The following is a 23,272-nucleotide window of genomic DNA, read 5'->3' as shown; positions in this document are numbered from 1 at the left end:
GTGTCCCAGCCGCTCACGACTCCGGCATCACCCGCTGATACGAGCGGCAGCGTGCCCACCGTCCGGCGGCGTCTCGCGGCGCTGCTCTACGAAGCGCTGATCCTGTTCGGCGTGGTGTTCGTCGCCGGCTATCTGTTCAGCACGCTAACGCAGCAACGCAATGGGTTGACTCATCACAACCTGCTGGCGGCATGGATCGGCGTGGTGGTCGGCGTGTATTTCGTCTGGTTCTGGACTCACAGCGGCCAGACCCTGCCGATGAAAACCTGGCGCCTGCGCGTCGTCGCCGCAAACGGCGCGCCGCTCTCCGCCGGCCGCGCCATCGCTCGCTACGTGCTTGCGTGGCTGTGGTTTCTGCCACCGCTCGCGCTGCATCCGCTGCTTGGGCTCACGCTGCCGCAAACCTTGCTGATCGCCGGCATCTGGTTCGTACTGTGGGCCGCCACCGGCCGGTTCGATCCGCTGCGCCAGTTCCTGCACGATCGCCTCGCCGGCACACGGGTCGTCAGCGTCTCGCGCTGAGCGGTCGGCTAGCCGGCCGATTATTCGCGCTCCTGTCGATCGACACCACATCGTGCGAGCCGCGCCAGCCGGCCTGTCGCGCGCTGAGTTCCGCCTCCCGCAATTCGCCGCGTCTTCCGCTTCATCGCTCATCGCACCGTGCTGCGTCTCCCGTTTCCCCGCCTCTCGCTCTCCACGCCTCTCCCGTTTCCCCGCCTCTCGCACCTCATCGTCCCGCATCCCACCCCACCGCCTCATCTCCCCCGCGCCGCGCAGTAATAAGAACTTCTCATGACTGTCATGGCACAGTCACGCACACCCGGCCCAATACGCACACCGCAACTCGACGCGTGAGCCATGGACCCCAAAACGTCCGCGACTTCCCTGTTCCGCCAGACCGGCCCGAGCGTCGACTCCGTCGCGTTCCACCCGGAACCCAATCAGGGTCACGGCTTGCCGTTGCCCGTGGCGCCACTGCCGTTCGACGTCAACGCCGGTCAGCACGACGACGACCACGCCGCGCCCCACCGCTACCGCACCATCTGGCTCTCCGACATCCATCTCGGCTCGAGCGGCTGCCAGGCGCCCTATCTGCTCGATTTCCTGCGCCACAACGAGTCGGAGTATCTGTACCTGGTCGGCGACATCATCGACGGCTGGCAGTTGAAGAAAGGCTGGTACTGGCCGCAGGCGCACAACGACGTCGTGCAGAAAGTGCTGCGCAAGGCGCGCAAAGGCACCCAGGTGATCTACGTGCCCGGCAATCACGACGAAGCCGCGCGCCAGTTCTGCGACCTCGCGTTCGGCGACATCCACGTGCGCGGCGAGGCGTTTCACACCACGCTCGCCGGCAAGCGTCTGTGGATCGTGCATGGCGATCTGTTCGACGGCGTGATCCAGCACGCCAAGTGGCTCGCCTACCTCGGCGACACGCTCTACACGATGATCCTGATCCTGAACCGCTGGTTCAACCGGATCCGCAGCCGGCTCGGTTTTCCCTATTGGTCGCTGTCGCAGTACCTGAAGCATCAGGTGAAGAACGCGGTGAATTTCATCTCGTCGTTCGAACGCGTGATGACCGACGAAGCGCGCCGCCGCGGCTGCGACGGCGTGGTCTGCGGACACATCCACAAAGCCGAGATACGCGATATCGACGGCGTGCTGTATTGCAACGACGGCGACTGGGTCGAAAGCCTGTCGGCACTCGTCGAGACGTATGAAGGCGAATTGAAGGTGATCTACTGGACCGTGATGCGCTCCCCGGAAGTGGGCGTGCAAAAGGCCCGGGCGACCGCGTAATCCCTCTTAACTTCTATTGGGCCAAAACCGATGAAGATCATGATCGTCACCGATGCGTGGGAACCGCAGGTCAATGGCGTCGTACGCACGCTGAAAAACACCACGCGCGAACTGAGCGCGCTCGGCCACCGCGTCGATCTGCTGACACCGCTCGAATTCAGGACGATCCCTTGCCCGACGTATCCGGAGATCCGTCTGTCGCTGCTGCCGCGCCGCAAGCTGCGCCAGCGTATCGACGCCTTCGCGCCCGACGCCTTGCACATCGCCACCGAAGGTCCGCTCGGCATGGCCGCGCGCGCCTACGCGATCCAGCACAAGCTGCCGTTCACGACCGCTTATCACACGCGTTTTCCGGAGTACGTGCAGGCGCGCTTCGGCATGCCGCTCGCCGCGACCTACAAGTTCCTGCACTGGTTCCACAAGCCGTCGCTGGCCGTGATGGCGCCCACGCCGGTCGTCAAGACAGACCTCGAAAAGTTCGGCTTCACCAACGTCGTGCTGTGGACGCGCGGCGTCGACCTGGACATCTTTCACCAGATGGACTCGAAGGTGCTCAACACCGCCCGGCCGATTTTTCTGTACGTGGGACGCGTGGCGGTCGAGAAAAACGTCGAGGCATTTCTGAAGCTCGATCTGCCCGGCTCGAAGTGGGTTGCCGGCGAAGGCCCGGCGCTCGCCGAACTGAAGTCCCGTTATCCGCAAGCGAATTACCTGGGCGTGCTTACGCAGGCTGAGCTCGCGAAGGTCTATGCGGCGGCGGACGTCTTCGTATTCCCGAGCCGTACCGACACGTTCGGACTCGTGTTGCTCGAAGCGCTTGCCTGCGGCACGCCGGTCGCGGCGTATCCGGTCACCGGTCCGATCGACGTGCTCGGCGAAGGCGGCGCGGGTGCAATGCACGAGGATCTGCGCGAAGCCTGCCTGGAAGCCCTGAAGATCGATCGCAATCATGCGCGCGCGTGGGCCGAACGCTTCTCTTGGGGGGCGGCCTCCGAGCAGTTCGCCGCGCATCTGAAGCCGCTCCCGCGCGCAGCGTACCGCGAGGAAAGCGCCGCCGCATGACGCGGCGCGCGGAGCTGTCCATGCGAACCAGACCCTCCAGCGCGGCACGCGCGTCGAACGGCGCGCTGCGTGCCGTCGATACCGACAGCATCGAACCGTTCGACGACGTGAGCGAACCGGGCGCGCCGAATCATGCAGATCGCGCGCATGGTTTGAACGGCTTTAACGGCGCGAGCGTTGCCAAAAGCACGGCACACGACACGCAGCCCGGCACGCAACACGACGTGCAACACGACGCGCCGCATGAACCGCTCAGTCCCGACGATCCGCTCGCGCCCCTGCCCTTCAATCCGTACAAGGGCAATCGCGGCGTCACGCGCGCGTGGCACGCGATGAAAAACTCACTCGCCGGCTTTCGCGTGGCGATTCGCGAGGAAAGCGCGTTTCGCCAGGAACTCACGCTCGCAGCGATCCTGATTCCGTGCGGCGTGCTGGTGCCGGTCGATCCGGTGTCGCGCGTCTTGCTGCTCGGCTCCGTGCTGCTCGTGCTGATCGTCGAGCTGCTCAATTCGAGCGTGGAGGCGGCCATCGACCGGATTTCGCTCGAACGCCACGAACTCTCGCGACGCGCCAAGGATCTCGGCAGCGCGGCCGTGATGGTCGCGCTCGGCATGTGCCTGATGACGTGGTTGCTGATCGTCGGGCCGCTCGTCGTGCAATGGCTCAAGGCATGGCTGTGAGGTCGTGCCGCGAGCCGCTTTTGTGCGGCCATGCCGCCGTCGAACCACACGCGACATCGCCTCGATGAATGAAAACCCTGAGTATCCCCTTGGCATAAGAACGCTCGGTTTATAATCGTTCGATACACCAACCGCGTCCGGGCGGATCACGCGAAGAGCGGCACGCCGCCGTGCGTCCCAGCCCGGCGTAACCAGGGCCGGACGACATGGAAGCCAAACCTCCCCGCCGCACGCGCGAACGGATTCTCGAACTGTCGTTGAAACTGTTCAACGAAATCGGCGAGCCGAACGTCACGACGACGACGATCGCCGAGGAAATGGAAATCAGTCCAGGCAACCTGTACTACCACTTCCGCAACAAAGACGACATCATCAACAGCATCTTCAGCCAGTTCGAGCAGGAGATCGAAAAGCGTCTGCGTTTCCCCGACGACCACCGCGCGACCATCGACGAAATGTGGTCGTACCTGCAGTACATGGTCGATTTCACCTGGCGCTATCGTTTCCTGTACCGTGATCTGAACGATCTGCTGGCACGCAATCGCACGCTCGAAACGCATTTCAAGCAGATCATCAGCCACAAGGTGCGTTTTGCGAGCCAGTTCTGCGAACAGCTCGTGGCCGACGGCGAAATGGTCGCCACGCCGGAAGAGCTGCAAGTGATCGCCACCAACGTCGGCGTGATCGGCACGTACTGGCTGTCGTATCAGTTCGTGATGAACCCGCGCAAATACAACGAGCAGGAAGCGATTCGCGCGGAACTGCACCAGGTGAGCGTGCAGATCGTGTCGCTGATGGCACCTTATCTGCGCGGCCGCTCGCGGCAGATTTTCGACGATCTCGTGTCGGGCAAGCTGCCCAAGCGCGAGTTTTACGACTACCTGCCGCCCAAGGAAGGCGCCGCGCCCCGCAACGAACCGAAGGACGCCTGAGCATGAAGTCGGTGTGTGTGTATTGCGGCTCCTCCAGCGGGGCCAAACCGTTGTACGCGCAAGCCGCGCGCGCCTTTGGCCGCGCGCTGGTGCAAGCCGATCTCGCGCTCGTCTACGGCGGCGGCAAGGTCGGCCTGATGGGCGTGATCGCCGACACGGTGATGGCCGAAGGCGGCCGTGCGATCGGTGTGATTCCCGAGCTTCTGGTCAACAAGGAAGTCGGCCACGACGGCCTGACCGAACTGCATGTGGTGCCCGACATGCATCATCGCAAGAAGATGATGGCCGACCTGTCCGACGCGTTCGTCGCGATGCCGGGCGGCGCGGGCACGCTTGAAGAGCTGTTCGAAGTCTACACATGGGCGCAACTCGGCTATCACCAGAAAGCGGTGGCGCTGCTGAATATCGACGGCTTCTACGACCCGCTGATCAAGCTGTTGCAGCACACCGTCGAAGAAGGTTTCATGCGCCAGAACTATTTCGACATCCTGCAGATCGACGCCGATCCTGCCGCGCTGATCGGCAAGCTGCAACGCTATCAGCCACCCGCCAGCGACAAGTGGGCAATCAGCCGCGACGCGGTCTGACTCTGCCCGAACCATGAGGTTGCGATGACGAAAGCCGTTCTGATCACCGGTGGCAGCCGCGGCATTGGCCGCGCAACCGCGCGTTTGCTGGGCGCGCGCGGCTGGTCCGTCGGCGTGAATTACGCGCGTAATCTCGCCGCTGCGCAGGACACCGCCGCCGAAGTGGAACGCGCCGGTGGCCGCGCGCTGACGATCGCCGGCGACGTCGCCAACGAAGCCCACGTGCTCGCCATGTTCGACGCGCTCCAGCAGAAGTTCGGGCGGCTCGATGCGCTCGTCAACAACGCTGGAATCGTCGCGCCTTCCAGCCAGCTCGCCGACATGGACCTCGCGCGCCTGAAGCGCATGTTCGACGTCAACGTGCTGGGCGCGTATCTCTGCGCGCGCGAAGCCGCGCGGCGCATGTCGACCGATCGCGGCGGCGCGGGCGGCGTGATCGTCAACGTTTCGTCGGCGGCGTCGCGTCTCGGTTCACCGAACGAATATGTCGACTATGCCGGCTCGAAAGGCGCCGTCGATACGATGACGCTCGGCCTTGCCAGGGAACTTGGTCCGCGAGGCGTGCGCGTGAACGCAGTGCGCCCCGGTCTCATCGACACCGAGATCCACGCGAGCGGCGGCAAGCCCGAGCGCGCCGTGCAACTCGGCGCGACCACACCGCTGGGCCGTCCCGGCACGGCCGGCGAAGTGGCCGAAACCATCGTCTGGTTGCTGAGCGACGCCGCCTCGTATGTGACGGGTGCTTTGCTCGACGTGTCCGGCGGCCGCTAGAGGCTGCTTTGCTCCTGCAACGTTCCTTGTCGTGATGCGGGTGTTCGTGCGGGTGTTCGTGCGGGTGTTCGTGCGGGTGTTCGTGCGTATGTCAGCGGCTGCACTCGCCTGATAGAAACAGCGTCGTATGCGTTTGCCTTGTGTCTAGAACGACGAGCCGGGTTCGCGCAGGAACGCGGTTTCTTGGGTCGTCGAGGAACGCCCAAGCAGCGCATTGCGATGCGGAAAGCGCCCGAATCGCTCGATGACTTGCGCGTGCCGCACAGCGGACCGGTAATACGACGCGCCGCCCGGCTCCGCTGCCAACTGCTTGAACAGACGCACCGACTCGCGCTGACTCGCGATCGTTTCATCATGCTCGAAAGGCAGATAGGCGAACGCGCGATGATGCACGCCAGGCAACAGGCAGTCGGCTCCCCTTGCGATCATCTGCTGCGCGGTGCGCAGTGCTTTCTGATCCGCAGCGAATGCGCGCGATGTGCCGCGATGACAATTGCGGGAAAACTGGTCCAGCACGATGACGAGCGACAACGCGCCGAGCGGCGTTGCCGCCCAGTGGTCGAGCATGGACTCGCTTGCCGCATCGATCAGGGTACCGAAGCGTTGCCGCAGCATCGTGTCGAACGCCTGGTCGCGTGAAAACCAGCATTTGCGAGCGCTGCCGAACTCCGGCGTGCCCGGTGCGCCGAACCAGCAGTCGAGAACCTCAAGGACCTGCTGAGGCAGAGCGGCATAGTCCGGTGAAGCCGTGCGACCGGCATGGCCGACCTTCTCAACCATTCCGGTTGCGCATCCAGTCAGCCGTTTCGAAAAACGAGCCGAGCAGGCGTTCCCTCAGCGGCTCGGCAAGACCCACATCTTCCATCGCCCACGCCATGCACCTGAGCCACTGATCCCGCTCGCTGGAGGCGATCGCGAACGGCAGATGCCGCGCGCGCAAACGCGGATGACCGAACCGGCTGATGTAATGATCCGGGCCGCCCATCCATCCGCACAAAAACCAGAACAGCTTGTCGCGCGAACCGTCGAGCGATTGCGGATGCAAAGCCCGGATTCCGGCGAAATCCGCTTCGAGATCCATCAGATCGTAAAAGCGGTCAACCAGTTCGCGCACGCGCGCTTCGCCGCCCACCAGTTCGAAGGCCGTCGGCTGCGCCGCGGACACTTCGTCGTTCAAATCGCTCATACCCACTCATCAACCAGAAAATAAGAATTCACGCGTCCCGCAGCGATTGCAACGCCGGACGCGCCAGCACATGCCGCAAGCTCAGCCAGCCGCCCACGCCGGCACACGCTATGCCGGCGCCAATGCCCGCCGGCAGCAGCCACGGATTGAAGCTCAGATAGAACTCGAATACGCGCGTGGCCAGCACGTAGCCGATCGCCTGCGCGCCTACCGCCGCCATCAGACCCGCCAGCGCGCCTACCGCGACAAACTCGGCGATCTGCACCGAGCGCACCTGACGATGCGACGCCCCCAGCGCGCGCAGCAGCGCGGATTCTCGCATGCGCTCATCGCGCGTGCCGGCGAGCGCCGCGTACAGCACGAGCACGCCCGCCGCGAGCGTGAACGCAAACAGGAACTGCACCGCGCCGATCACCTGCTGCAGCACGCGCTGCACCTGCGCGAGAATCGGCCCGGTATCGATCGCCGTGAGGTTCGGATAGGCGGCGATCAGGCCGTCGATGGTCGACTGCTTTTCCTGCGGCAGATGGAAACTGGTAATGAACGTCGCCGGGAAATCCTGCAGCGCCGCGGGCGGCATCAGCACGAAAAAGTTGACCTTGAACGAACCCCAGTCGAGCTTGCGCACACTCGTGACCGGCGCGTCGATCTGCAAGCCGGTCACGTCGAAACGCAGCATGTCGCCGGGCTTCACGTTGATCAGCTTGGCAAGCCCCTGCTCGATCGAAATCTGCGGCGTTTTCGTGTCGCCGTACCACGTGCCGGCGGCGAGGCGGTTGTCGTCGGGCAACTCGGTGGTGTACGACAGATTGAACTCGCGGTCCACGAGACGTTTGGCGTCGTCGCCCTTGAACGAATCCGGATTGACCGGCTTGCCGTTGATCGCCGTCAGCCGGCCGCGCACCATCGGCGAAAGCACCGTGCCGGGTAAGCCATGCGCGCTCAGATACTGCGTAACGGCGTCACGCTGATCGGGCTGGATGTCGATGATGAATTCGTTGGGCGCATCGGGCGGCGTCGATTTGCGCCAGCCGGCCACGAGGTCGTTACGCGTCATGGCGATCAGCAACAGGCACATCAGGCCGATGCCGAGCGCGGTGATCTGCAATGCGCTCGCGCTGCTGCGCCGTTCGAGCGATGCCAGCGCATAACGCCAGCCGATCCCCGCATTCACGCGCTCGCTGCGCACGAGGCGCGCCGCGCCCCACAGCGCCAGCCGCGCGATGCACGCGAACACCAGCAGCCCGCCCGCGAAGCCGCCCGCCACGATCCCGCCGAGCTTCAACTCGCCGGCCGCGACGATCAGCAGCGCGGCGAACAGCACGATGCCGAGCGCGTAAGCCGCCCATGCCGTGCGCCCCGCTTCGCCCCATTCGCGGCGCAGCACGCGCACCGGCGGTACGCGCGTGAGCGGCAACAGCGGCGGCAGCGCGAAGCCCAGCAACAGCACGAGACCGGCCGCGATGCCTTCGAGCGCCGGCCATGCGCTCGGGTACGGCAACGCGACATCGATCAGACTGCCGAGCCATGTGAGCAGCGCGAGATGCCCCAGATAACCGAGCGCCACACCCAGCGCACCGCCGATCAAACCCAACCCCACGAATTCGAGCGTGAAGAGCGCGCGCAGTGTCGTCTGACTGACGCCGAGGCAGCGCATCACCGCACAGCCGTCCAGATGCCGGCGCATGTACCGATGCGCGGCCATCGCAATCGCCACGGCCGCCAGCAACGCGGTGAGCAGCGAGACGAGCGTGAGGAAGTGACTCGCGCGGTCGAGCGTCTGGCGCACTTGCGGCTGGCCGTCCTGCAACGATTCGAGCGCGACGCCGCGCATCTTGCCGCCGTCCACCCGGTCGTGCGCGAACTGCGCGAAACGCGCCACCGACTCGTCCGCCCCCGCGACCAGCAGGCGATAGGTCACGCGGCTGCCGTAGGTGATGAGGCCGGTGGACGGCACGTCGTCGACGCGCAGCATCAGGCGCGGCGAAAAATTGACGAACGAGAAGCCGCGGTCGAGCTCACGCGTGATCACCGCGCCGATCGTGAAGTTGCGGTTGCCGACTTTCACCGTATCGCCGACATGCAGCTTCAAAGCGTCGAGCAGCGCCTGATCGACCCACACGACGCCCGGCGGCGGAATGGATCGCGCCGGATAGTCCGCCGCACCCGGCGCCGAGGCAATGCGCAACGCGCCGCGCAACGGATAACCCGGCGATACAGCCTTGATGGCGGCGAGCCGCGAGACCGGCTGCGCGCCGGTCGAATTGATCATGCTGGGAAAGATCGCCGTGCTGGCGGTGTTCAGACCAAGCGCTTTGGCCTGTCCGGCGAATTGCGGATCGACCGGATGATCGGCCCGCACGATGAAGTCAGCGGCGATCATACGCCGCGCGTCGCGCTCAAGCCCCTGATGCAGACGGTCAGCCAGAAAGCCGACACTCGATAAAGCCGCCACGGCCAGCACGAGCGCCAGCAGCAGCATCGTCAATTCGCCGGCGCGCCAGTCGCGCGACGTCATGCGCACGGACTGACGCAACAGATCCATACCGCCGAACCGGCGCGTCGAAGGTGAAGCCGTGCGCGCCGTGGAACCCCGTACCGTATCGCTCAATCGTGCCTGCTCCTGGCAAAGCGCGACACCATGTGCGTCGCCATGCCGCGAAAACCGCCCTGCACGCCGCGCCAGAGCCGCGGCAATGCCCAGCCGGCCAGCATCAGGAAGCCCACCATCAACACCAGAAAGACGAGCGGCACGAACAGCGCGAGCAGCATGCCGCCGAACACGAGCCCGTCTTCAGCGGTCGAGGTCACGACATTCGACACCGGTTCCGGCGAAAGGTTGATCAGTGCGCGCGTGCCGGCTTTGGCGAGATGCGCCGTGCCCGCCAGCGTGCCGCCCGCGAGCGCGGCCACGGTCAGCAGCGCCGGATCGGCATGGCCGAGCGCGCCGGCTGCCAGCACGGCGCCCGCCGGAATGCGAATGAAGGTATGGACCGCGTCCCACAGCGAATCGAACGCGGGGATCTTGTCGGCGAGGAATTCGGTGACGGTCAGCACGCCCGCCACGCCGATTACCCACGGCGAAGACAGCGCGGACAGCGTATCGGGAAGATGGACGAGGCCGAGACGGGCGAATACGCCGGCCAACAGGACCGTCAGATAGAGGCGCAGACCGCTGCCCCATGAGAGGCCCGCAGCGAGCGAAAGTGATTCAAGCATGGCCGCCTCCGGGCGCGCTGTGCGTGCCGGGCGCTTCGACGGGCCAATCATGGATGAGCCACGCCGAAATCGTCAGACCCGCGCCAAGCCGGCCGCGCCAAATGGGCCGCGGACAATTTCAGGTTGGATTCGGTCTCATTATAGCCACGTTAATTCGCAGAACGCAGAGCGGCGAATAAATGGCGAACTCCATGCGGGCGCGATCCGTGTGCCGGCGGACCCGCCGAATACGCCCGCCAGCGGGTTGGAATGCCAGGCTCAATGCCCGGAAGACAGTTTCAGTCCGATCAATCCGATTACGATCAGCGCCGCGCTGGCGACCCGCGCGACGCTCAACGCCTCGCCCATCATCACGATTCCGAAGATGAACGCGCCGACTGCGCCGATGCCCGTCCACACCGCGTAGGCCGTGCCGAGCGGCAACTGGCGCATGGCAATGGCCAGCAGCGCGAAGCTGCCGAGCGCTGTCACGACCGTGAACACGGAAGGCCAGAGACGGGTGAAACCTTCGGAGGTTTTGAGACCGGCCGCCCATGCAACCTCAAGCAAACCGGCAATCAACAGAAGAATCCAGGACATGAGACAAGCTCCATGATCAGATGGGGCCGTCCCCGTTCGTGAAACCGCAAGGTCGTCCTTACGAACTGTAAATTATACCAACATCACCGCAGCGCCACGGCCAGCGGCTCGCCGCAACGGGACCCCCCAGCCGTGGCAAATTCCCCACACAGCGTCAAACCGCGCCCACCAGCCGGTAGCCGACCCCGGTTTCCGTGATGATATGTTCCGGCTGCGCCGGGTCGCGCTCCAGCTTGCCGCGCAGATGCGCCATATAGATACGCAGATAGTGATGGCTCTCGACATGCGACGGCCCCCACACCTCGCGCAGCAACTGGCGGTGTGTCAGCACGCGGCCTGCATGGCGCACCAGCGTGGCGAGCAGCCGGTATTCGATCGGCGTCAGATGGACGGCTGCGCCGTCGCGGCTCACCTGGCGCAGCGCCAGATCGACGGTCACCGTGCCGAAGCGCACCTGCGGCGACTCGTTCGCACCGCCCTGATTGCGCCGCCGCATATGCGCGCGGATTCGCGCCAGCAGTTCGGACACGCCGAACGGCTTGGTGAGGTAGTCGTCCGCGCCGGCATCGAGCGCCGCGACTTTTTCGGTTTCCTGGGTGCGCGCCGACAGCACGATTACCGGCAGCTCGCTCCAGCCGCGCAGTTCGCGGATGACGTCCAGACCGTCCGTGTCGGGCAGGCCGAGATCGACGATCACCAGATCGGGCTTGCGCGTGGCGGCTTCGACGAGACCCTGCTTACCGGTTTCGGCGTCGTGCACGACGATGCCCTCGCCTTCCAGCGCTGTTCGCACAAAGCGGCGAATCTGCTTTTCGTCTTCGATCAGGACGACGGTGATGCTGGGGTCACTCATGGCTGGGCTTGGCAAGCGGGTTAGGAGTTGATTCGCTGTCGGAATCGGCATGCGTCAAAGCATCGGCGCCTTCGTCTTCCAGGGCATCCGGCGCGTCGGGCGGCGTTTCCACCGGCAGCGTGAACCAGAAACGGGCGCCTTCCACATGGCCGTCCGCCGACACGCGATTGAGCGCGCCGATTGTACCGCCGTGCGCTTCCACGATCGCGCGGCAGATCGCAAGGCCGAGACCGATGCCCGGTTTGGCCGATTCCTTCTCGCCGCGCGTGAATTTCTCGAACACGCGCGCTTCCATGCCGGCGGGCAGGCCGGGGCCGTTATCGTCCACGGTCACGCGCACGAACGACTTGCCGTCCGCGTCGAGACGCTGCGCGCCGATCGTCAAAGGCGTGGCCGGCGCGGTGTATTTGGCCGCGTTCTCGAACAGGTTGGAGAAAAGCCGCTCCATCAGCACGGCGTCCAGATGCAGGAGCGGCAGATCGGCGGGCAGCTTCACCTGCACCGGATGATTCGCCAGCACGCGCTTGCACGCGCGCAACGCGGCGCCCACGGTTTCTTCGAGCAGCGTCCACTGCTGATTCAGTTGCAGACTGCCCGCCTGCAGGCGGGCCATGTCGAGCAGATTCGTGACGATGCCGGTCATGCGCAGCGCTTCCTCATGAATCGCTTCGACCAGTTCAGCGTTGGGCTGCGCGTCGGGCGATTGCGCGAGCATCGACGAGAAACCGACGATGGTCGTCAACGGCGTGCGCAGATCGTGCGAGATCGCCGACAGCAACGAGTTGCGCAAACGCTCCGACTCCATGTTGACGAGCGCATCGCGGGCGATGTCCACGTAATGCACCCGTTCCAGCGCGAGCGCGATCTGCGCGGCGAACGCGTCGAGCATGCGCTGCTGCTCGGGCACGTCGAGCTCGCCCTCGTTGCGCATCACGACCGCCAGCACGCCGCGCGTGCGCATCGGCGCCTTGAGCGGCAGGTATAGCGCGGCGGCGGCCGGCAGCGTGTCGGTGCCGTGGCCGGCCGGCTTCTGCTGATCGTAGACCCACTGGCCGACGTCGCTATCGAGCATCTCGCCTTCGAGCGTGACCGCCGCGTCGGGATCCTCGATCTTCTGCTTCACCTGATCGACGCTGTCCGGCAACAGAATCGCGACGCGCGCGCCGAACACCTCGCTCACATGACGGCTGCCAATGCCGACGATCTGCTCCGTGGTCAACGCCGCGGCCAGTTCGCGCGCCATCGCGTACATCGCACCGGTGCGCTGCTCGCGGCGTCGCGCCACGCTCGCCTCGCGGCGCAGGCTCGACGTGAGATGGCTGATCACCAGCGACGTCAGCAGCATGCCGAAGAAGGTCAGCAGATACTGCGTATCGGAGACCGACAGCGACATGCGCGGCGGCACGAAAAAGAAATCGAACGCGGCCACGCTCATGAACGACAACACCACACCCGGCCCGCGCCCCAGCTTCACCGCGGCGAAGATCACGCCGAGCAGATACAGCATGACGAGGTTGGTCAGATCGATATGGTCGATCAACTGGCTCGCGAGCAGCGTGATGGCCGCGCAGATCGCCAGCGCGAAAGCATAGGCGCGCGGCGGCGAGCGGCGTTCGCGCGCCGCGCTCAACGCCTCGCGCCATGCGTTCGCGGTAGTGTTCAGCAGATGCCGATGCTCGCCGCCGTCGCGCTCGGACGAGGCGCGAATCAGCGTGAGATCGAGATCGCCCGCCTTTTCGGCGATACGTTCACTGAGCGGCCGGCGCAGCCGGCGCTCCACACCCGTGCGCGCCGACGCGCCGGCCACCAGTTTCGATACGTTGCGCGCCTGCGCATAGCCGATCAACGCGGTGGCCGCGTCGGCGCCCGCCAGTGTCGCGGTTTCGGCGCCGAGTTCGGCGGCCAGCTTCAGCGCGTTCAGCGTGCGCTCGCGGCGCGCATCCGGTAAACGCTGGAGCGCGGGCGTCTCGACATAAACCGCGATCCAGTCGGCCTTCAGGCTGGCGGCAAGGCGTGCCGCCGCGCGCACCAGCATCGGCGCTTCCGGGCCGGGGCCGACGCACACCAGCAAGCGCTCACGCGCCTGCCAGATGCGCTGGATCGAACGGTCGGCGCGGTACTCGCGCATTTGCGCATCGACACGGTCGGCGGTGCGGCGCAGCGCCAATTCGCGCAGCGCGATCAGATTGCCCTTGCGGAAAAAGTTGCGCACCGCGCGCTCGGCCTGCTGCGGCAAATACACCTTGCCGTCGCGCATGCGGTCGAGCAGTTCCTCCGCAGGCAGGTCGACCAGCGTAACTTCGTCGGCGCTATCGAATACGCGGTCCGGCACCGTCTCCCAGACGCGAATGCCGGTGATCTGCCCGACCACGTCGTTGAGGCTTTCGAGGTGCTGGACGTTGACCGTCGTATAGACGTCGATGCCCGCGTCGAGCAGTTCGTAGACATCCTGCCAGCGCTTCAGATGGCGCGCGCCCTGCACGTTCGAATGCGCGAGTTCGTCGACGAGGATCAGTTGCGGCTTGCGGGCGAGCGCGGCGTCGAGATCGAACTCGCCGAGCTTGCGGCCGCGATACTCGATCTGCGCGAGCGGCAGCACATCGAGACCTTCGAGCAGCGCCGCGGTTTCACTGCGGCCATGCGTTTCGGCAATGCCCACCACAACGTCGGCGCCTTCGTCGTAACGGCGGCGCGCGGCCTGCAGCATTGCATAGGTTTTGCCGACACCCGCCGACGCGCCGAAAAAAATCTTCAACCTGCCTCGCTGACGTTTTTCTTCGTCGCGTTGCAGCTTGTCGAGCAACTCATCGGGATCGGGGCGGTTCATGCTCAATGGTTTTCATCGTTGGGCGAGCGTCAATTCATGCATGGTGGCACGGAGACGACGCAGTCGCAAATGGCGGCCTCCGCACATGGAGCCACCGCGAATGGCGGCGACTGCGACTGGCGGGCACTACGAGTACTGATCGTCGCCAATAGCTCAGCGCGGCAACCGCTGCATGCGCTCGCCGTCGCGCCGTCAAAAGGCAAAGGCGGGGTCGCCCGGACGCCGCCTTTGCAAAGCGAAGCGCTGCGCCTTGTCGCTCAGCCGCGCTTCATCTCATCCAGCGCCAGGTTCAGTTGCAGCACGTTCACGCGCGCCTCGCCCAGAATGCCGAACTGACGGCCGCTCGTATAGCGGTCCACCAGTGCCTGCACGTCGTTCGGCGCGAGCTTGCGAGCCTTGGCCACGCGCTCGATCTGATAAGCCGCGGCGGCCGGGCTGATCTCAGGATCGAGACCGCTGCCTGAGGACGTCACCAGATCGACCGGCACCGGCTTCGACATATCCGTGCCGGCCGCCTTCAGCGCGTCGATACGGCCTTTGATTTCGTCGAGCAACGCCGGGTTGGTCGGGCCGAGGTTCGACCCGCTCGACCCCTGCGCGTTGTACGGCATCGGGCTGGTAGCCGACAGGCGGCCCCAGAAGTATTGCGGCGCATCGAACTGCTGGCCGATCAGCTTCGAGCCGACCACCTTGCCGTTCTGTTCGAGCATGCTGCCGTTGGCCTGATCGTGGAAGACTGCCTGACCGAAAGCGGTCATCACCGCGGGATAGGCCATTCCCGTGAGCGCGGCGAGTACCACGAACAGCACGATCAACGGACGGAACAGATTTTTCATGATGAATGATTCCTCTTGAACAAGCGCTTAGACCCAACCGAACGCGGCCAGCACCATATCGATCAGCTTGATGCCGATGAACGGCACGATGATCCCGCCCAAACCGTAAATCAGCAGATTGCGGCGCAACAGGATCGCCGCGCCCAGCGCGCGATAGCGCACGCCCTTGAGCGCCAGCGGAATCAGCAGCACGATGATCAGCGCGTTGAAAATCACCGCCGACATGATCGCCGAAGCCGGCGTGGCCAGATGCATCACGTTCAGCGCGTTCAGCGCCGGATAGGTCGTGGCGAACGCGGCCGGAATGATCGCGAAGTACTTGGCGACGTCGTTGGCGATCGAGAACGTGGTGAGCGAGCCGCGCGTCATCAGCATCTGCTTGCCGATCTCGACGATCTCGATCAGCTTGGTCGGATTCGAATCGAGGTCGACCATGTTGCCCGCTTCCTTCGCGGCCTGCGTGCCGGTGTTCATCGCCACCGCGACGTCGGCCTGCGCGAGCGCCGGGGCGTCGTTGGTGCCGTCGCCGGTCATTGCCACGAGGCGCCCTTCGGCCTGATGCGCGCGAATCGTGGAGAGCTTCGCTTCCGGCGTGGCTTCGGCGAGGAAATCGTCGACGCCGGCTTCCGCGGCAATCGCCGCCGCGGTCAGCCGGTTGTCGCCCGTCACCATGATGGTCTTGATGCCCATCTTGCGCAGTTCGGCGAAACGCTCCTTGATGCCGCCCTTCACGACGTCCTTCAGTTCGATCACACCGAGCACGCGCGCGCCCTGCTCGCCTTTCTCGGCGACCACCAGCGGCGTGCTGCCACGGCGGGCGACTTCGGCGACCGCGTTGCTGACTTCGTTCGGGAAACGTCCGCCGTTCGCTTCGACATAGTTCTTCACCGCGTCGGCCGCGCCCTTGCGGATTTCACGGCCAGGCAGATCGACGCCGCTCATGCGCGTTTGCGCGGTGAACGCGAGGAACACGGCATGCAGCGAAGCCATATCGCGTTGACGGATATTGAAGCGCTGCTTCGCCAGCACGACGATGCTGCGGCCTTCCGGCGTTTCGTCGGCGAGCGACGACAGTTGCGCGGCGTCCGCGAGCGCTTCTTCCGTCAAGCCCGGCGCCGGCACGAATTGCGAAGCCTGGCGGTTGCCGAGCGTGATGGTGCCCGTCTTGTCGAGCAGCAATACGTCGACGTCGCCGGCCGCTTCTACCGCGCGGCCGGACGTGGCGATCACGTTCGCCTGCATCATGCGGCTCATGCCGGCCACGCCGATCGCGGACAGCAACCCGCCGATCGTGGTCGGAATCAGACACACCAGCAGCGCGACCAGCGCGGTAATCGTCACCACGTGACCCGCTTTCGCGGCTTCGACCGAGAACATCGAGAATGGCAGCAGCGTGGCGGTGGCCAGCAGCATCACGATCGTCAACGCGACCAGCAAAATGGTCAGCGCGATTTCGTTCGGCGTCTTCTGACGCTTCGCGCCTTCCACCATCGCGATCATGCGGTCGAGAAACGCCTCGCCCGGATTCGCCGTGACGCGCACCACGATCCAGTCCGACAGCACGCGCGTGCCGCCCGTCACCGACGAAAAGTCGCCGCCCGACTCGCGGATCACCGGCGCGGATTCGCCCGTGATCGCCGATTCGTCGACCGACGCGACGCCTTCGACCACTTCGCCGTCGGCCGGAATCACGTCGCCGGTCTCGACCAGCACGACGTCGCCCTTGCGCAGATCGGAAGCCGTCAGAATGCGGATCGGCGACTTCGGATGCGGCTCGTTCAACTTCTTGGCCATCACGTCTTTCTTCGCGCTGCGCAGCGACGCGGCCTGAGCCTTCGAACGGCCTTCGGCCAGCGCCTCCGCGAAGTTGGCGAACAGCACCGTGAACCACAGCCACAAGGTGACCGCGAGAATGAAGCCCGCGGGCGCCTCGGCCTGGCCGCCGAGCGCGGCGATCCAGAGAATGGTCGTGAGAATGCTGCCCACGTACACGCAGAACATCACCGGATTGCGGAACTGCGTGCGCGGCGTGAGCTTCTTGAAGGAGTCCACGATCGCCGGGCGCAGCAGCGCCGGGTCGAACATGGACCTGGTTGCATTATGTTCAGTCATTGAATCCTCGAATTTCCCGTTTGCGCGTGCTCACCCGTTTTCATCGCGGGTCTCAATGGGCGCCCATCATCATCAGATGTTCGACACCAGGACCGAGCGCGAGGGCAGGCACATAAGTCAGCGCGCCGACCAGCAGCACCGTGCCGAGCAGCAGCACGACGAACAGCGGTCCATGCGTGGGCAGCGTGCCGCCCGTCACGCCGATGCGCTTTTTCGCGGCGAGCGAACCGGCAATCGCAAGCACCGGAACGATCGTGCCGAAGCGACCGAACCACATCGCGATCGCCGTGAGCCAGTTGTAGAACGGCGTGCCCACGGTGAGGCCCGCGAACGCGCTACCGTTGTTGTTGGCGGCCGAACTGAACGCGTAGAGGATTTCGGAGAAACCGTGCGCGCCGGGGTTGAGAATGCCGGCCTTGCCCGCGTCGCTCAATACCGCGATCGACGTGCCCACCAGCACCAGCAGCGGCGTGAGCAGCACGACGATCGACACCATCTTCATCTCATACGCTTCGATCTTCTTGCCGACGTATTCCGGCGTGCGGCCGATCATCAGGCCCGCCACGAACACGGCCAGCAGCGCGAACACGAGCATCCCGTACATACCGGAACCCACGCCGCCGAAGATCACTTCGCCCAGTTGCATCAGCAGCATCGGATACAGGCCGCCGATCGGCGTCAGCGAATCGTGCGTGTTGGCGACCGCGCCGCACGAAGCTGCGGTGGTTGCAACCGTAAAGATGCCCGACTGCGCGATACCGAAGCGCGTTTCCTTGCCTTCCGCATTGCCGCCCGATTGCAGCGCATTGGCCGACTGATCGACATGCAATGCGGCGATAGCCGGATTGCCGCTCTGTTCCGCGCTGATCTCGCCGAATACGCAGACGGCAAACGCAATCGTCATGGTGGCGAGCACCGCCACCCCCTGCTTGCGGTCCGCGATCATGCGGCCGAACACCAGTGCCAGCCCCGCCGGGATGATCAGGATCGAGAAGATCTGCAGGAAGTTCGAGAACGGCGTCGGGTTTTCATACGGATGGGCCGAATTGCCGTTAAAGAAGCCGCCGCCGTTGGTGCCCAGCATCTTGATCGCTTCCTGTGAAGCAACCGGGCCCATTGCGAGCGTCTGCGTCTTCACCGGCGTATCGACCGTCACCGCATTGCCCTTCGCGTCCTTCACCGGATTGCCTTGCGCGTCGAGCTTCGGCGCGGCATAGGTGGTGGTCTGCAAGGTCGGCACGTCTTCGTACGCCTTGAAGTTCTGGATCACGCCCTGGCTCATCAACAGCGCCGCGAGGATCGCCGACATGGGCAGCAGCACGTACAGCGTCACACGCGTCAGGTCGACCCAGAAATTGCCGATGGTTTGCGCGGTGTGGCGCGCAAAGCCGCGAATCAATGCGATCACCACGACGATGCCGGTGGCGGCCGAAAAGAAGTTCTGCACGGTGAAGCCGAGCATCTGCGTCAGATAGCCGACGGTTTGTTCCGGCGTGTAATCCTGCCAGTTCGTGTTGGTCACGAAACTGACCGCCGTGTTGAACGCGCCATCCACGGTCATCGGGCCGAACTGCTGCGGGTTGCCCGGCAGCCAGCCTTGCACGCGCAGCAGCACGTAGAGAAACGCCACGCCGAGCGTGTTGAACGCGATCGTGGCGATCGCGTAGTGCTTCCAGCTCATTTCGGTGGCAGGATCGACGCCCGCGATGCGATACAGCAAACGTTCGACAGGACCGCCGAAGCGGACCACGCGCGAACTGCCGTCCATCACGGCGCTCAGATAACGGGACATAGGCACCGCGGCTGCCAGCAGCACGACGATGAAAAGGCCCGCTTGCAGGACATTGTTCGAGTTCATTCAATGTCCTCCGCGCGCAACAGCGCATAGACCAGATACACGAACAGCAGCGCGGTCGCCGCACCGGACAACCAGAGAATCCAGGTCATGAGCGCGCTCCCTGGCCACGGCGGAACTGCATCAACTTCTCGCAGCCGGCAATTAACGCAAAGGTCAGCGCGGCGAACAGCACCAGCCCCCCGACATACAGCACATCCATTTTGTTCTCCATTACACGGACTTTGGATAGGTGCAACGTTATGCCGAACCGCGTAAAGGGCTGGTCAAAGATGGGGTGGGGAGTATAAAAATTCCGTAAACGCGGCGGACACCGCGAAATGCTGATGACGGCCTGATCGCACGTTCAGCGCGCACCCAGCCGCGGCCGTATCGCACCGTTAAAAATGAGATGTTGTTCGACACGACCAGGCTATGCTCGGCGGATTGCTTGCCGCGGCTGAACCCGCGTCGCGTCACCTGTATGCCGCGGCGCGGCGAATGATCGAACCCCGCGTGCTCCACGCTGCGTTGATTCGCCACGCACATTCCCTGCGCTCGCGGGCACCACGGTGTATAAAAATCACCTGACGTTTCGACCTCATGCCATCGGGCTCTGGGCCTTCACCGGGCATGGCCATGTCATCACTACTGCAAGAACCCGTTCTCCATGCTGCTGTTTCAATCCGCACTCGAAGCCCATCAATCAGGGCTCCCTCATGAGGCTGAACAGGCGTATCTTCAGGTACTCGCCGAAGATCCCCGCCACGCCGACGCGCTACATCTGCTCGGGCTGCTCTACGCCGATCGCGGCGAACTCGCCCAGGCAGAGACTCTCATTCGCCGCGCGCTCGGCATCGACGAAAACTCGATCTATCTGGTCAATCTGGCCAACATGCTGATCGACCAGCACCGCGAGACCGAAGGAGAAGCCCTACTCCATCGCGCGATCCAGCTCGCGCCCGGTTATGCCGCCGCGCATTACAACATCGCCACGCTGTTCGCCGACACGGAACGGAGGAACGAAGCCGAAGCGGCTTTTCGTCGTGCGCTCGATCACGATGCCGATTTCGTCCCGGCGTTGATCAATCTGGCCAGCCTGTTGATCGGCGCGGAGCGCTTTCCGGAAGCGGAGCCATACTGCCGCCGGGCCCTCCTTCTCGACGCCCGGCGCGAAAGAGCGCAGCACAATCTCGGCATGGTCCTCCTGAAGACAGGACGCCATCAGGAAGCCCAAAGCGTATTTCGTCGTGTGCTGGAGCTCGAACCCGAACATTGCGAAGCGTGCAACGGCCTGGCTGTGGCGCTCATGAAAGACTATCGCTACGAGGAAGCCGAATCCTTCGTTCGCCGCGCGCTGAACCTCGATCCCGAACATCGCGTCGCCACTCGCAATCTGGCGCACATTCTCTGCATGACCCATCGGCGCGCCGAGGCGGAAGAGGCCTATCGGAAAGTGATCGAGCGCGAACCGGATTCGGTATCGGAACAGTACGCTCTCGCGCAGCATCTTTTGACGGAAGGCCGATATATCGAGGGATGGCAACGTTACGAAATTCGTTACGATCCGCGCATGGAACCGCACGCCATTCCCACGCCGAATGTCGATTATCCGCAGTGGCAAGGTGGATCGCTGCAAGGCAGATCGCTACTCGTCTGGCCTGAACAAGGCCTCGGCGACCTTCTTCAGTTCGTCCGTTATCTGCCTTTATTGAAGGCGCGCGGCGTGGCGAATCTGAGTATTGCCTGCCCTCGCGCTTTGCACAGCCTGTTCGAACTGATCGAAGGCGTGGACCATTGCATTCCTTTGGATGGCCAGCACGATGTTCCGCCGCACGACTATTGGTGCTTCTTGATGAGCCTGCCACATCGGTTTGAAACGACCCTCGATACGATCCCGGCTTCGATGCCCTATCTGCGGGCTCCGGAGGAGCGGATCGCGCACTGGAAGCGGCGCCTGCCGGCATCGGGCTTCAAGGTCGGACTTGTGTGGGCCGGCGATCCACGCCCGCATCAACCTGATGCGAATGCCGTCGATCAGCGTCGTTCGCTGCACGCGCTCGCCTTCCTGCCGCTGCTGCAAGTGCCGGGCGTCACGTTCGTGAGTTTGCAGAAAGGCGCAACGACCCAACCGCAAATCAACGACATTCCGTCCGAATACCGTCCCATCGATCCAATGAACGAAGTCCGCGATTTTGCCGACACCGCCGCCATCGTAGAAAGCCTCGACCTGGTGATCGCCGTGGACACGTCCACGGCGCATCTTGTCGGCGCGTTGAACAAGCCGGTCTGGATTCTCTCGCGGTTCGACGCCTGCTGGCGCTGGCTCGAGCGTCGCGAGGACTCCCCTTGGTATCCGAACGCCCGGCTTTTCAGGCAGACGCGACCCGGCGCCTGGGACGACGTGATCCAGCGGGTGAAAGCTGCATTGGAGAAACAGGCGGCGGCGCCTGATCGCTGAGCACGCCGTTCGAATCTTGTTTTCACGCCGCGCGGACGGGAGCGCCTCGAACGAAACGCTCGCCGCATACCGCGTCTCAAGGCAGCAGAATCGTCGACCCGGTAGTCCGGCGCCCTTCGAGATCCGCGTGCGCGCGGCCGACATCCGCCAGCGCGTAACGCTGATTGATGCTCGTCTTGACCTTGCCCGACACCAGCACGTCGAACAGTTCGGTGGACATCGCCTCGTAGTCGCTGCGTTTGGCGATATAGGTAAACAGCGTCGGGCGCGTGAAGAACAGCGAACCGCGTCCGGCGAATTCCGACGAATCGATCGGCGGTAACGGCCCCGACGCATTGCCGAAACTCACGAACATGCCGAGGGGCGCGAGGCAATCGAGCGAGCCCGTAAACGTGTCTTTACCAATCGAGTCGTACACCACCGGCACGCCCGCGCCATTGGTGATCTCGCGCACGCGCTTGGTGAAGTTCTCGCGTGTGTAGACGATCGCGTGGTCGCAACCATGCGCCGTGGCGATTTCCGCTTTTTCATCCGAACCGACCGTGCCGATCACCGTCGCGCCGAGCGCCTTCGCCCACTGGCACACCAGCAGGCCGACGCCGCCCGCCGCGGCCTGGATCAGGATCGTGTCGCCGGCTTTCACGGGATACGTGCGGCGCAGCAGATATTGCGCGGTCAGGCCTTGCAGCATGACCGAGGCGGCCTGCCCGTCGGTGAGGGCGTCGGGCACCTTCACGACCTGAGCGGCCTGCAGCACGCGCTCCTGCGCGTACGCGCCGGGCGGGCGCGCCACGTAGGCGATGCGATCGCCCACCTTCAGACCGCTCACGCCCGAGCCGAGCGCCGTCACCTCGCCCGCCGCCTCCATACCGAGACCGCCCGGCAACGGCAACGGATAGAGCCCCGTGCGAAAGTACACGTCGATATAGTTCAGCCCGACCGCCGTCTGCCTGACGCGGATCTCGCCCGCGCCCGGCTCGCCGACTTCGACGTCGACCCACTTCATGACCTCCGGGCCGCCGGTTTTATCGAATCGGATTGCTTTGACCATCATGTCTCCTTGGTTGCGTGTGGTTGGGTGGTGGCGCGAGGGCGATCTCAGACCTGCTGCGTAAGGCGTAAGGTCAGCGAGTCGAGCACCATTCGCGCTGTCGAGATGTTGGTGGCGCACGGAATGTTGTGCACGTCGCACGCGCGCACCAGTGCGTTGATGTCCGGTTCATGCGGCTGCGGCGTCATCGGGTCGCGCAGGAAGATCACCATGTCCACGCGCCCTTCCGCAAGTTGCGCGCCGATCTGCAGGTCGCCGCCATGCGGGCCGGACAACATCCGCTCGACGGCGAGGCCGTGCGCGTCGGCAATGCGCCCGCCGGTCGTGCCGGTCGCCACGATATCGCAACGCTTGAGCGTGTCGACGTATTCGCCGGCCAGTTTGACGATGTCATCCTTTTTATGATCGTGCGCGATCAGCGCAATACGGGTGGTCATGACGTAAGACTCCTGAAACCGTTGTGATTGTCGTTGTTGTTGTGA

Annotated in this window: 22 protein-coding genes; 8 read left to right on the top strand and 14 right to left on the bottom strand. The window is 64.4% G+C overall.

What is annotated here, in order from left to right; genetic code table 11:
• From PDMSB3_RS05955 to PDMSB3_RS05925, 7 genes are all read left to right on the top strand, one after another.
• A complete protein-coding gene (locus tag PDMSB3_RS05955) occupies positions 1-522 on the top strand; it encodes an RDD family protein (protein WP_035516326.1) in 522 nt (173 codons plus the stop codon).
• A gap of 336 nt (positions 523-858) precedes the next feature.
• Entirely contained in the window at positions 859-1,800 is a 942-nt protein-coding gene (locus PDMSB3_RS05950; RefSeq protein WP_007175635.1) for a UDP-2,3-diacylglucosamine diphosphatase, read from the top strand.
• Positions 1,801-1,830: 30 nt separating this feature from the next.
• On the top strand, positions 1,831-2,862 hold the full coding sequence (locus tag PDMSB3_RS05945) for a glycosyltransferase family 4 protein (RefSeq protein ID WP_007175636.1): 1,032 nt from the start codon (positions 1,831-1,833) through the stop codon (positions 2,860-2,862).
• A gap of 20 nt (positions 2,863-2,882) precedes the next feature.
• Positions 2,883-3,542, top strand: a complete 660-nt coding sequence (locus tag PDMSB3_RS05940) for a diacylglycerol kinase (RefSeq protein ID WP_007175637.1) — start codon at positions 2,883-2,885, stop codon at positions 3,540-3,542.
• A gap of 206 nt (positions 3,543-3,748) precedes the next feature.
• Positions 3,749-4,474: a TetR/AcrR family transcriptional regulator gene (locus tag PDMSB3_RS05935; RefSeq protein WP_007175638.1), complete on the top strand. Its 726-nt coding sequence runs from the start codon at positions 3,749-3,751 to the stop codon at positions 4,472-4,474.
• Between the two features lie 2 nt (positions 4,475-4,476).
• Positions 4,477-5,061 (top strand): LOG family protein, encoded by a 585-nt coding sequence (locus tag PDMSB3_RS05930; protein WP_165185376.1) that lies wholly within the window; start codon positions 4,477-4,479, stop codon positions 5,059-5,061.
• Positions 5,062-5,085: 24 nt separating this feature from the next.
• Entirely contained in the window at positions 5,086-5,832 is a 747-nt protein-coding gene (locus PDMSB3_RS05925; RefSeq protein WP_007175640.1) for an SDR family oxidoreductase, read from the top strand.
• A 144-nt stretch (positions 5,833-5,976) separates the two neighbouring features.
• On the opposite strand, the gene PDMSB3_RS05920 is transcribed toward PDMSB3_RS05925, so the two are convergent.
• The 12 genes from PDMSB3_RS05920 to PDMSB3_RS05865 all read right to left on the bottom strand — a co-directional run bounded on the left by PDMSB3_RS05920 (position 5,977) and on the right by PDMSB3_RS05865 (position 19,501).
• Entirely contained in the window at positions 5,977-6,612 is a 636-nt protein-coding gene (locus PDMSB3_RS05920) for a DUF924 family protein (protein WP_007175641.1), read from the bottom strand.
• Entirely contained in the window at positions 6,605-7,018 is a 414-nt protein-coding gene (locus PDMSB3_RS05915; RefSeq protein WP_007175642.1) for a group II truncated hemoglobin, read from the bottom strand. Before PDMSB3_RS05915 ends, PDMSB3_RS05920 begins: the two co-directional genes overlap by 8 nt.
• Positions 7,019-7,046: 28 nt before the next feature.
• On the bottom strand, positions 7,047-9,629 hold the full coding sequence (locus PDMSB3_RS05910; protein WP_197740215.1) for an ABC transporter permease: 2,583 nt from the start codon (positions 9,627-9,629) through the stop codon (positions 7,047-7,049).
• Positions 9,626-10,237, bottom strand: coding sequence for a DUF4126 domain-containing protein (locus PDMSB3_RS05905; protein WP_007175644.1), 612 nt, complete (start codon positions 10,235-10,237; stop codon positions 9,626-9,628). Before PDMSB3_RS05905 ends, PDMSB3_RS05910 begins: the two co-directional genes overlap by 4 nt.
• 258 nt (positions 10,238-10,495) lie before the next feature.
• Complete coding sequence (sugE, locus tag PDMSB3_RS05900; RefSeq protein ID WP_007175645.1) at positions 10,496-10,816, bottom strand: quaternary ammonium compound efflux SMR transporter SugE; 321 nt, start codon at positions 10,814-10,816, stop codon at positions 10,496-10,498.
• Between the two features lie 154 nt (positions 10,817-10,970).
• Complete coding sequence (kdpE, locus tag PDMSB3_RS05895) at positions 10,971-11,669, bottom strand: two-component system response regulator KdpE (RefSeq protein WP_007175646.1); 699 nt, start codon at positions 11,667-11,669, stop codon at positions 10,971-10,973.
• Positions 11,662-14,496 carry a DUF4118 domain-containing protein gene (locus PDMSB3_RS05890; RefSeq protein WP_007175647.1) on the bottom strand — a complete coding sequence of 945 codons (2,835 nt, stop codon included), beginning with the start codon at positions 14,494-14,496 and terminating at the stop codon, positions 11,662-11,664. The genes kdpE and PDMSB3_RS05890 overlap by 8 nt, the downstream gene beginning before the upstream one ends.
• A gap of 257 nt (positions 14,497-14,753) precedes the next feature.
• Positions 14,754-15,332 carry a potassium-transporting ATPase subunit KdpC gene (gene kdpC / locus PDMSB3_RS05885; RefSeq protein ID WP_007175648.1) on the bottom strand — a complete coding sequence of 193 codons (579 nt, stop codon included), beginning with the start codon at positions 15,330-15,332 and terminating at the stop codon, positions 14,754-14,756.
• A 27-nt stretch (positions 15,333-15,359) separates the two neighbouring features.
• A complete protein-coding gene (kdpB, locus tag PDMSB3_RS05880; RefSeq protein ID WP_007175649.1) occupies positions 15,360-17,444 on the bottom strand; it encodes a potassium-transporting ATPase subunit KdpB in 2,085 nt (694 codons plus the stop codon).
• A gap of 52 nt (positions 17,445-17,496) precedes the next feature.
• Positions 17,497-19,302, bottom strand: a complete 1,806-nt coding sequence (kdpA, locus tag PDMSB3_RS05875; protein WP_007175650.1) for a potassium-transporting ATPase subunit KdpA — start codon at positions 19,300-19,302, stop codon at positions 17,497-17,499.
• Positions 19,299-19,391 carry a K(+)-transporting ATPase subunit F gene (kdpF, locus tag PDMSB3_RS05870; RefSeq protein ID WP_007175651.1) on the bottom strand — a complete coding sequence of 31 codons (93 nt, stop codon included), beginning with the start codon at positions 19,389-19,391 and terminating at the stop codon, positions 19,299-19,301. The genes kdpA and kdpF overlap by 4 nt, the downstream gene beginning before the upstream one ends.
• Positions 19,388-19,501 carry a hypothetical protein gene (locus tag PDMSB3_RS05865; protein WP_007175652.1) on the bottom strand — a complete coding sequence of 38 codons (114 nt, stop codon included), beginning with the start codon at positions 19,499-19,501 and terminating at the stop codon, positions 19,388-19,390. Before PDMSB3_RS05865 ends, kdpF begins: the two co-directional genes overlap by 4 nt.
• A 447-nt stretch (positions 19,502-19,948) precedes the next feature.
• Here PDMSB3_RS05865 and PDMSB3_RS05860 point away from each other — a divergent pair, with 447 nt between their 5' ends.
• Positions 19,949-21,739 carry a tetratricopeptide repeat protein gene (locus tag PDMSB3_RS05860; RefSeq protein ID WP_165185374.1) on the top strand — a complete coding sequence of 597 codons (1,791 nt, stop codon included), beginning with the start codon at positions 19,949-19,951 and terminating at the stop codon, positions 21,737-21,739.
• Positions 21,740-21,815: 76 nt separating this feature from the next.
• Here the strand turns inward: PDMSB3_RS05860 and PDMSB3_RS05855 are convergent, their stop codons facing one another.
• Together PDMSB3_RS05855 and PDMSB3_RS05850 are read right to left on the bottom strand one after the other, a co-directional pair.
• Positions 21,816-22,790, bottom strand: a complete 975-nt coding sequence (locus PDMSB3_RS05855) for a quinone oxidoreductase family protein (protein ID WP_165187403.1) — start codon at positions 22,788-22,790, stop codon at positions 21,816-21,818.
• 47 nt (positions 22,791-22,837) lie between these two features.
• On the bottom strand, positions 22,838-23,227 hold the full coding sequence (locus tag PDMSB3_RS05850) for a methylglyoxal synthase (RefSeq protein WP_007175655.1): 390 nt from the start codon (positions 23,225-23,227) through the stop codon (positions 22,838-22,840).
• Between the last annotated feature and the right edge of the window lie 45 nt (positions 23,228-23,272).

It is taken from the genome of Paraburkholderia dioscoreae (assembly GCF_902459535.1).
GTDB lineage: Bacteria > Pseudomonadota > Gammaproteobacteria > Burkholderiales > Burkholderiaceae > Paraburkholderia > Paraburkholderia dioscoreae.
This window is presented reverse-complemented; position numbering and strand designations above follow the sequence as displayed.

What these genes read in the sequence shown, in the direction of transcription:
- PDMSB3_RS05950 (WP_007175635.1), top strand. Translation starts at nt 859, where the DNA reads ATGGACCCCAAAACGTCCGCGACTTCCCTGTTCCGCCAGACCGGCCCG.
- PDMSB3_RS05945 (WP_007175636.1), top strand. Translation starts at nt 1,831, where the DNA reads ATGAAGATCATGATCGTCACCGATGCGTGGGAACCGCAGGTCAATGGC.
- PDMSB3_RS05940 (WP_007175637.1), top strand. Translation starts at nt 2,883, where the DNA reads ATGCGAACCAGACCCTCCAGCGCGGCACGCGCGTCGAACGGCGCGCTG.
- PDMSB3_RS05935 (WP_007175638.1), top strand. Translation starts at nt 3,749, where the DNA reads ATGGAAGCCAAACCTCCCCGCCGCACGCGCGAACGGATTCTCGAACTG.
- PDMSB3_RS05930 (WP_165185376.1), top strand. Translation starts at nt 4,477, where the DNA reads ATGAAGTCGGTGTGTGTGTATTGCGGCTCCTCCAGCGGGGCCAAACCG.
- PDMSB3_RS05925 (WP_007175640.1), top strand. Translation starts at nt 5,086, where the DNA reads ATGACGAAAGCCGTTCTGATCACCGGTGGCAGCCGCGGCATTGGCCGC.
- PDMSB3_RS05920 (WP_007175641.1), bottom strand. Translation starts at nt 6,612, where the DNA reads ATGGTTGAGAAGGTCGGCCATGCCGGTCGCACGGCTTCACCGGACTAT.
- PDMSB3_RS05915 (WP_007175642.1), bottom strand. Translation starts at nt 7,018, where the DNA reads ATGAGCGATTTGAACGACGAAGTGTCCGCGGCGCAGCCGACGGCCTTC.
- PDMSB3_RS05905 (WP_007175644.1), bottom strand. Translation starts at nt 10,237, where the DNA reads ATGCTTGAATCACTTTCGCTCGCTGCGGGCCTCTCATGGGGCAGCGGT.
- sugE (WP_007175645.1), bottom strand. Translation starts at nt 10,816, where the DNA reads ATGTCCTGGATTCTTCTGTTGATTGCCGGTTTGCTTGAGGTTGCATGG.
- kdpE (WP_007175646.1), bottom strand. Translation starts at nt 11,669, where the DNA reads ATGAGTGACCCCAGCATCACCGTCGTCCTGATCGAAGACGAAAAGCAG.
- PDMSB3_RS05890 (WP_007175647.1), bottom strand. Translation starts at nt 14,496, where the DNA reads ATGAACCGCCCCGATCCCGATGAGTTGCTCGACAAGCTGCAACGCGAC.
- kdpC (WP_007175648.1), bottom strand. Translation starts at nt 15,332, where the DNA reads ATGAAAAATCTGTTCCGTCCGTTGATCGTGCTGTTCGTGGTACTCGCC.
- kdpB (WP_007175649.1), bottom strand. Translation starts at nt 17,444, where the DNA reads ATGACTGAACATAATGCAACCAGGTCCATGTTCGACCCGGCGCTGCTG.
- kdpA (WP_007175650.1), bottom strand. Translation starts at nt 19,302, where the DNA reads ATGAACTCGAACAATGTCCTGCAAGCGGGCCTTTTCATCGTCGTGCTG.
- kdpF (WP_007175651.1), bottom strand. Translation starts at nt 19,391, where the DNA reads ATGACCTGGATTCTCTGGTTGTCCGGTGCGGCGACCGCGCTGCTGTTC.
- PDMSB3_RS05865 (WP_007175652.1), bottom strand. Translation starts at nt 19,501, where the DNA reads ATGGATGTGCTGTATGTCGGGGGGCTGGTGCTGTTCGCCGCGCTGACC.
- PDMSB3_RS05860 (WP_165185374.1), top strand. Translation starts at nt 19,949, where the DNA reads ATGCTGCTGTTTCAATCCGCACTCGAAGCCCATCAATCAGGGCTCCCT.
- PDMSB3_RS05855 (WP_165187403.1), bottom strand. Translation starts at nt 22,790, where the DNA reads ATGGTCAAAGCAATCCGATTCGATAAAACCGGCGGCCCGGAGGTCATG.
- PDMSB3_RS05850 (WP_007175655.1), bottom strand. Translation starts at nt 23,227, where the DNA reads ATGACCACCCGTATTGCGCTGATCGCGCACGATCATAAAAAGGATGAC.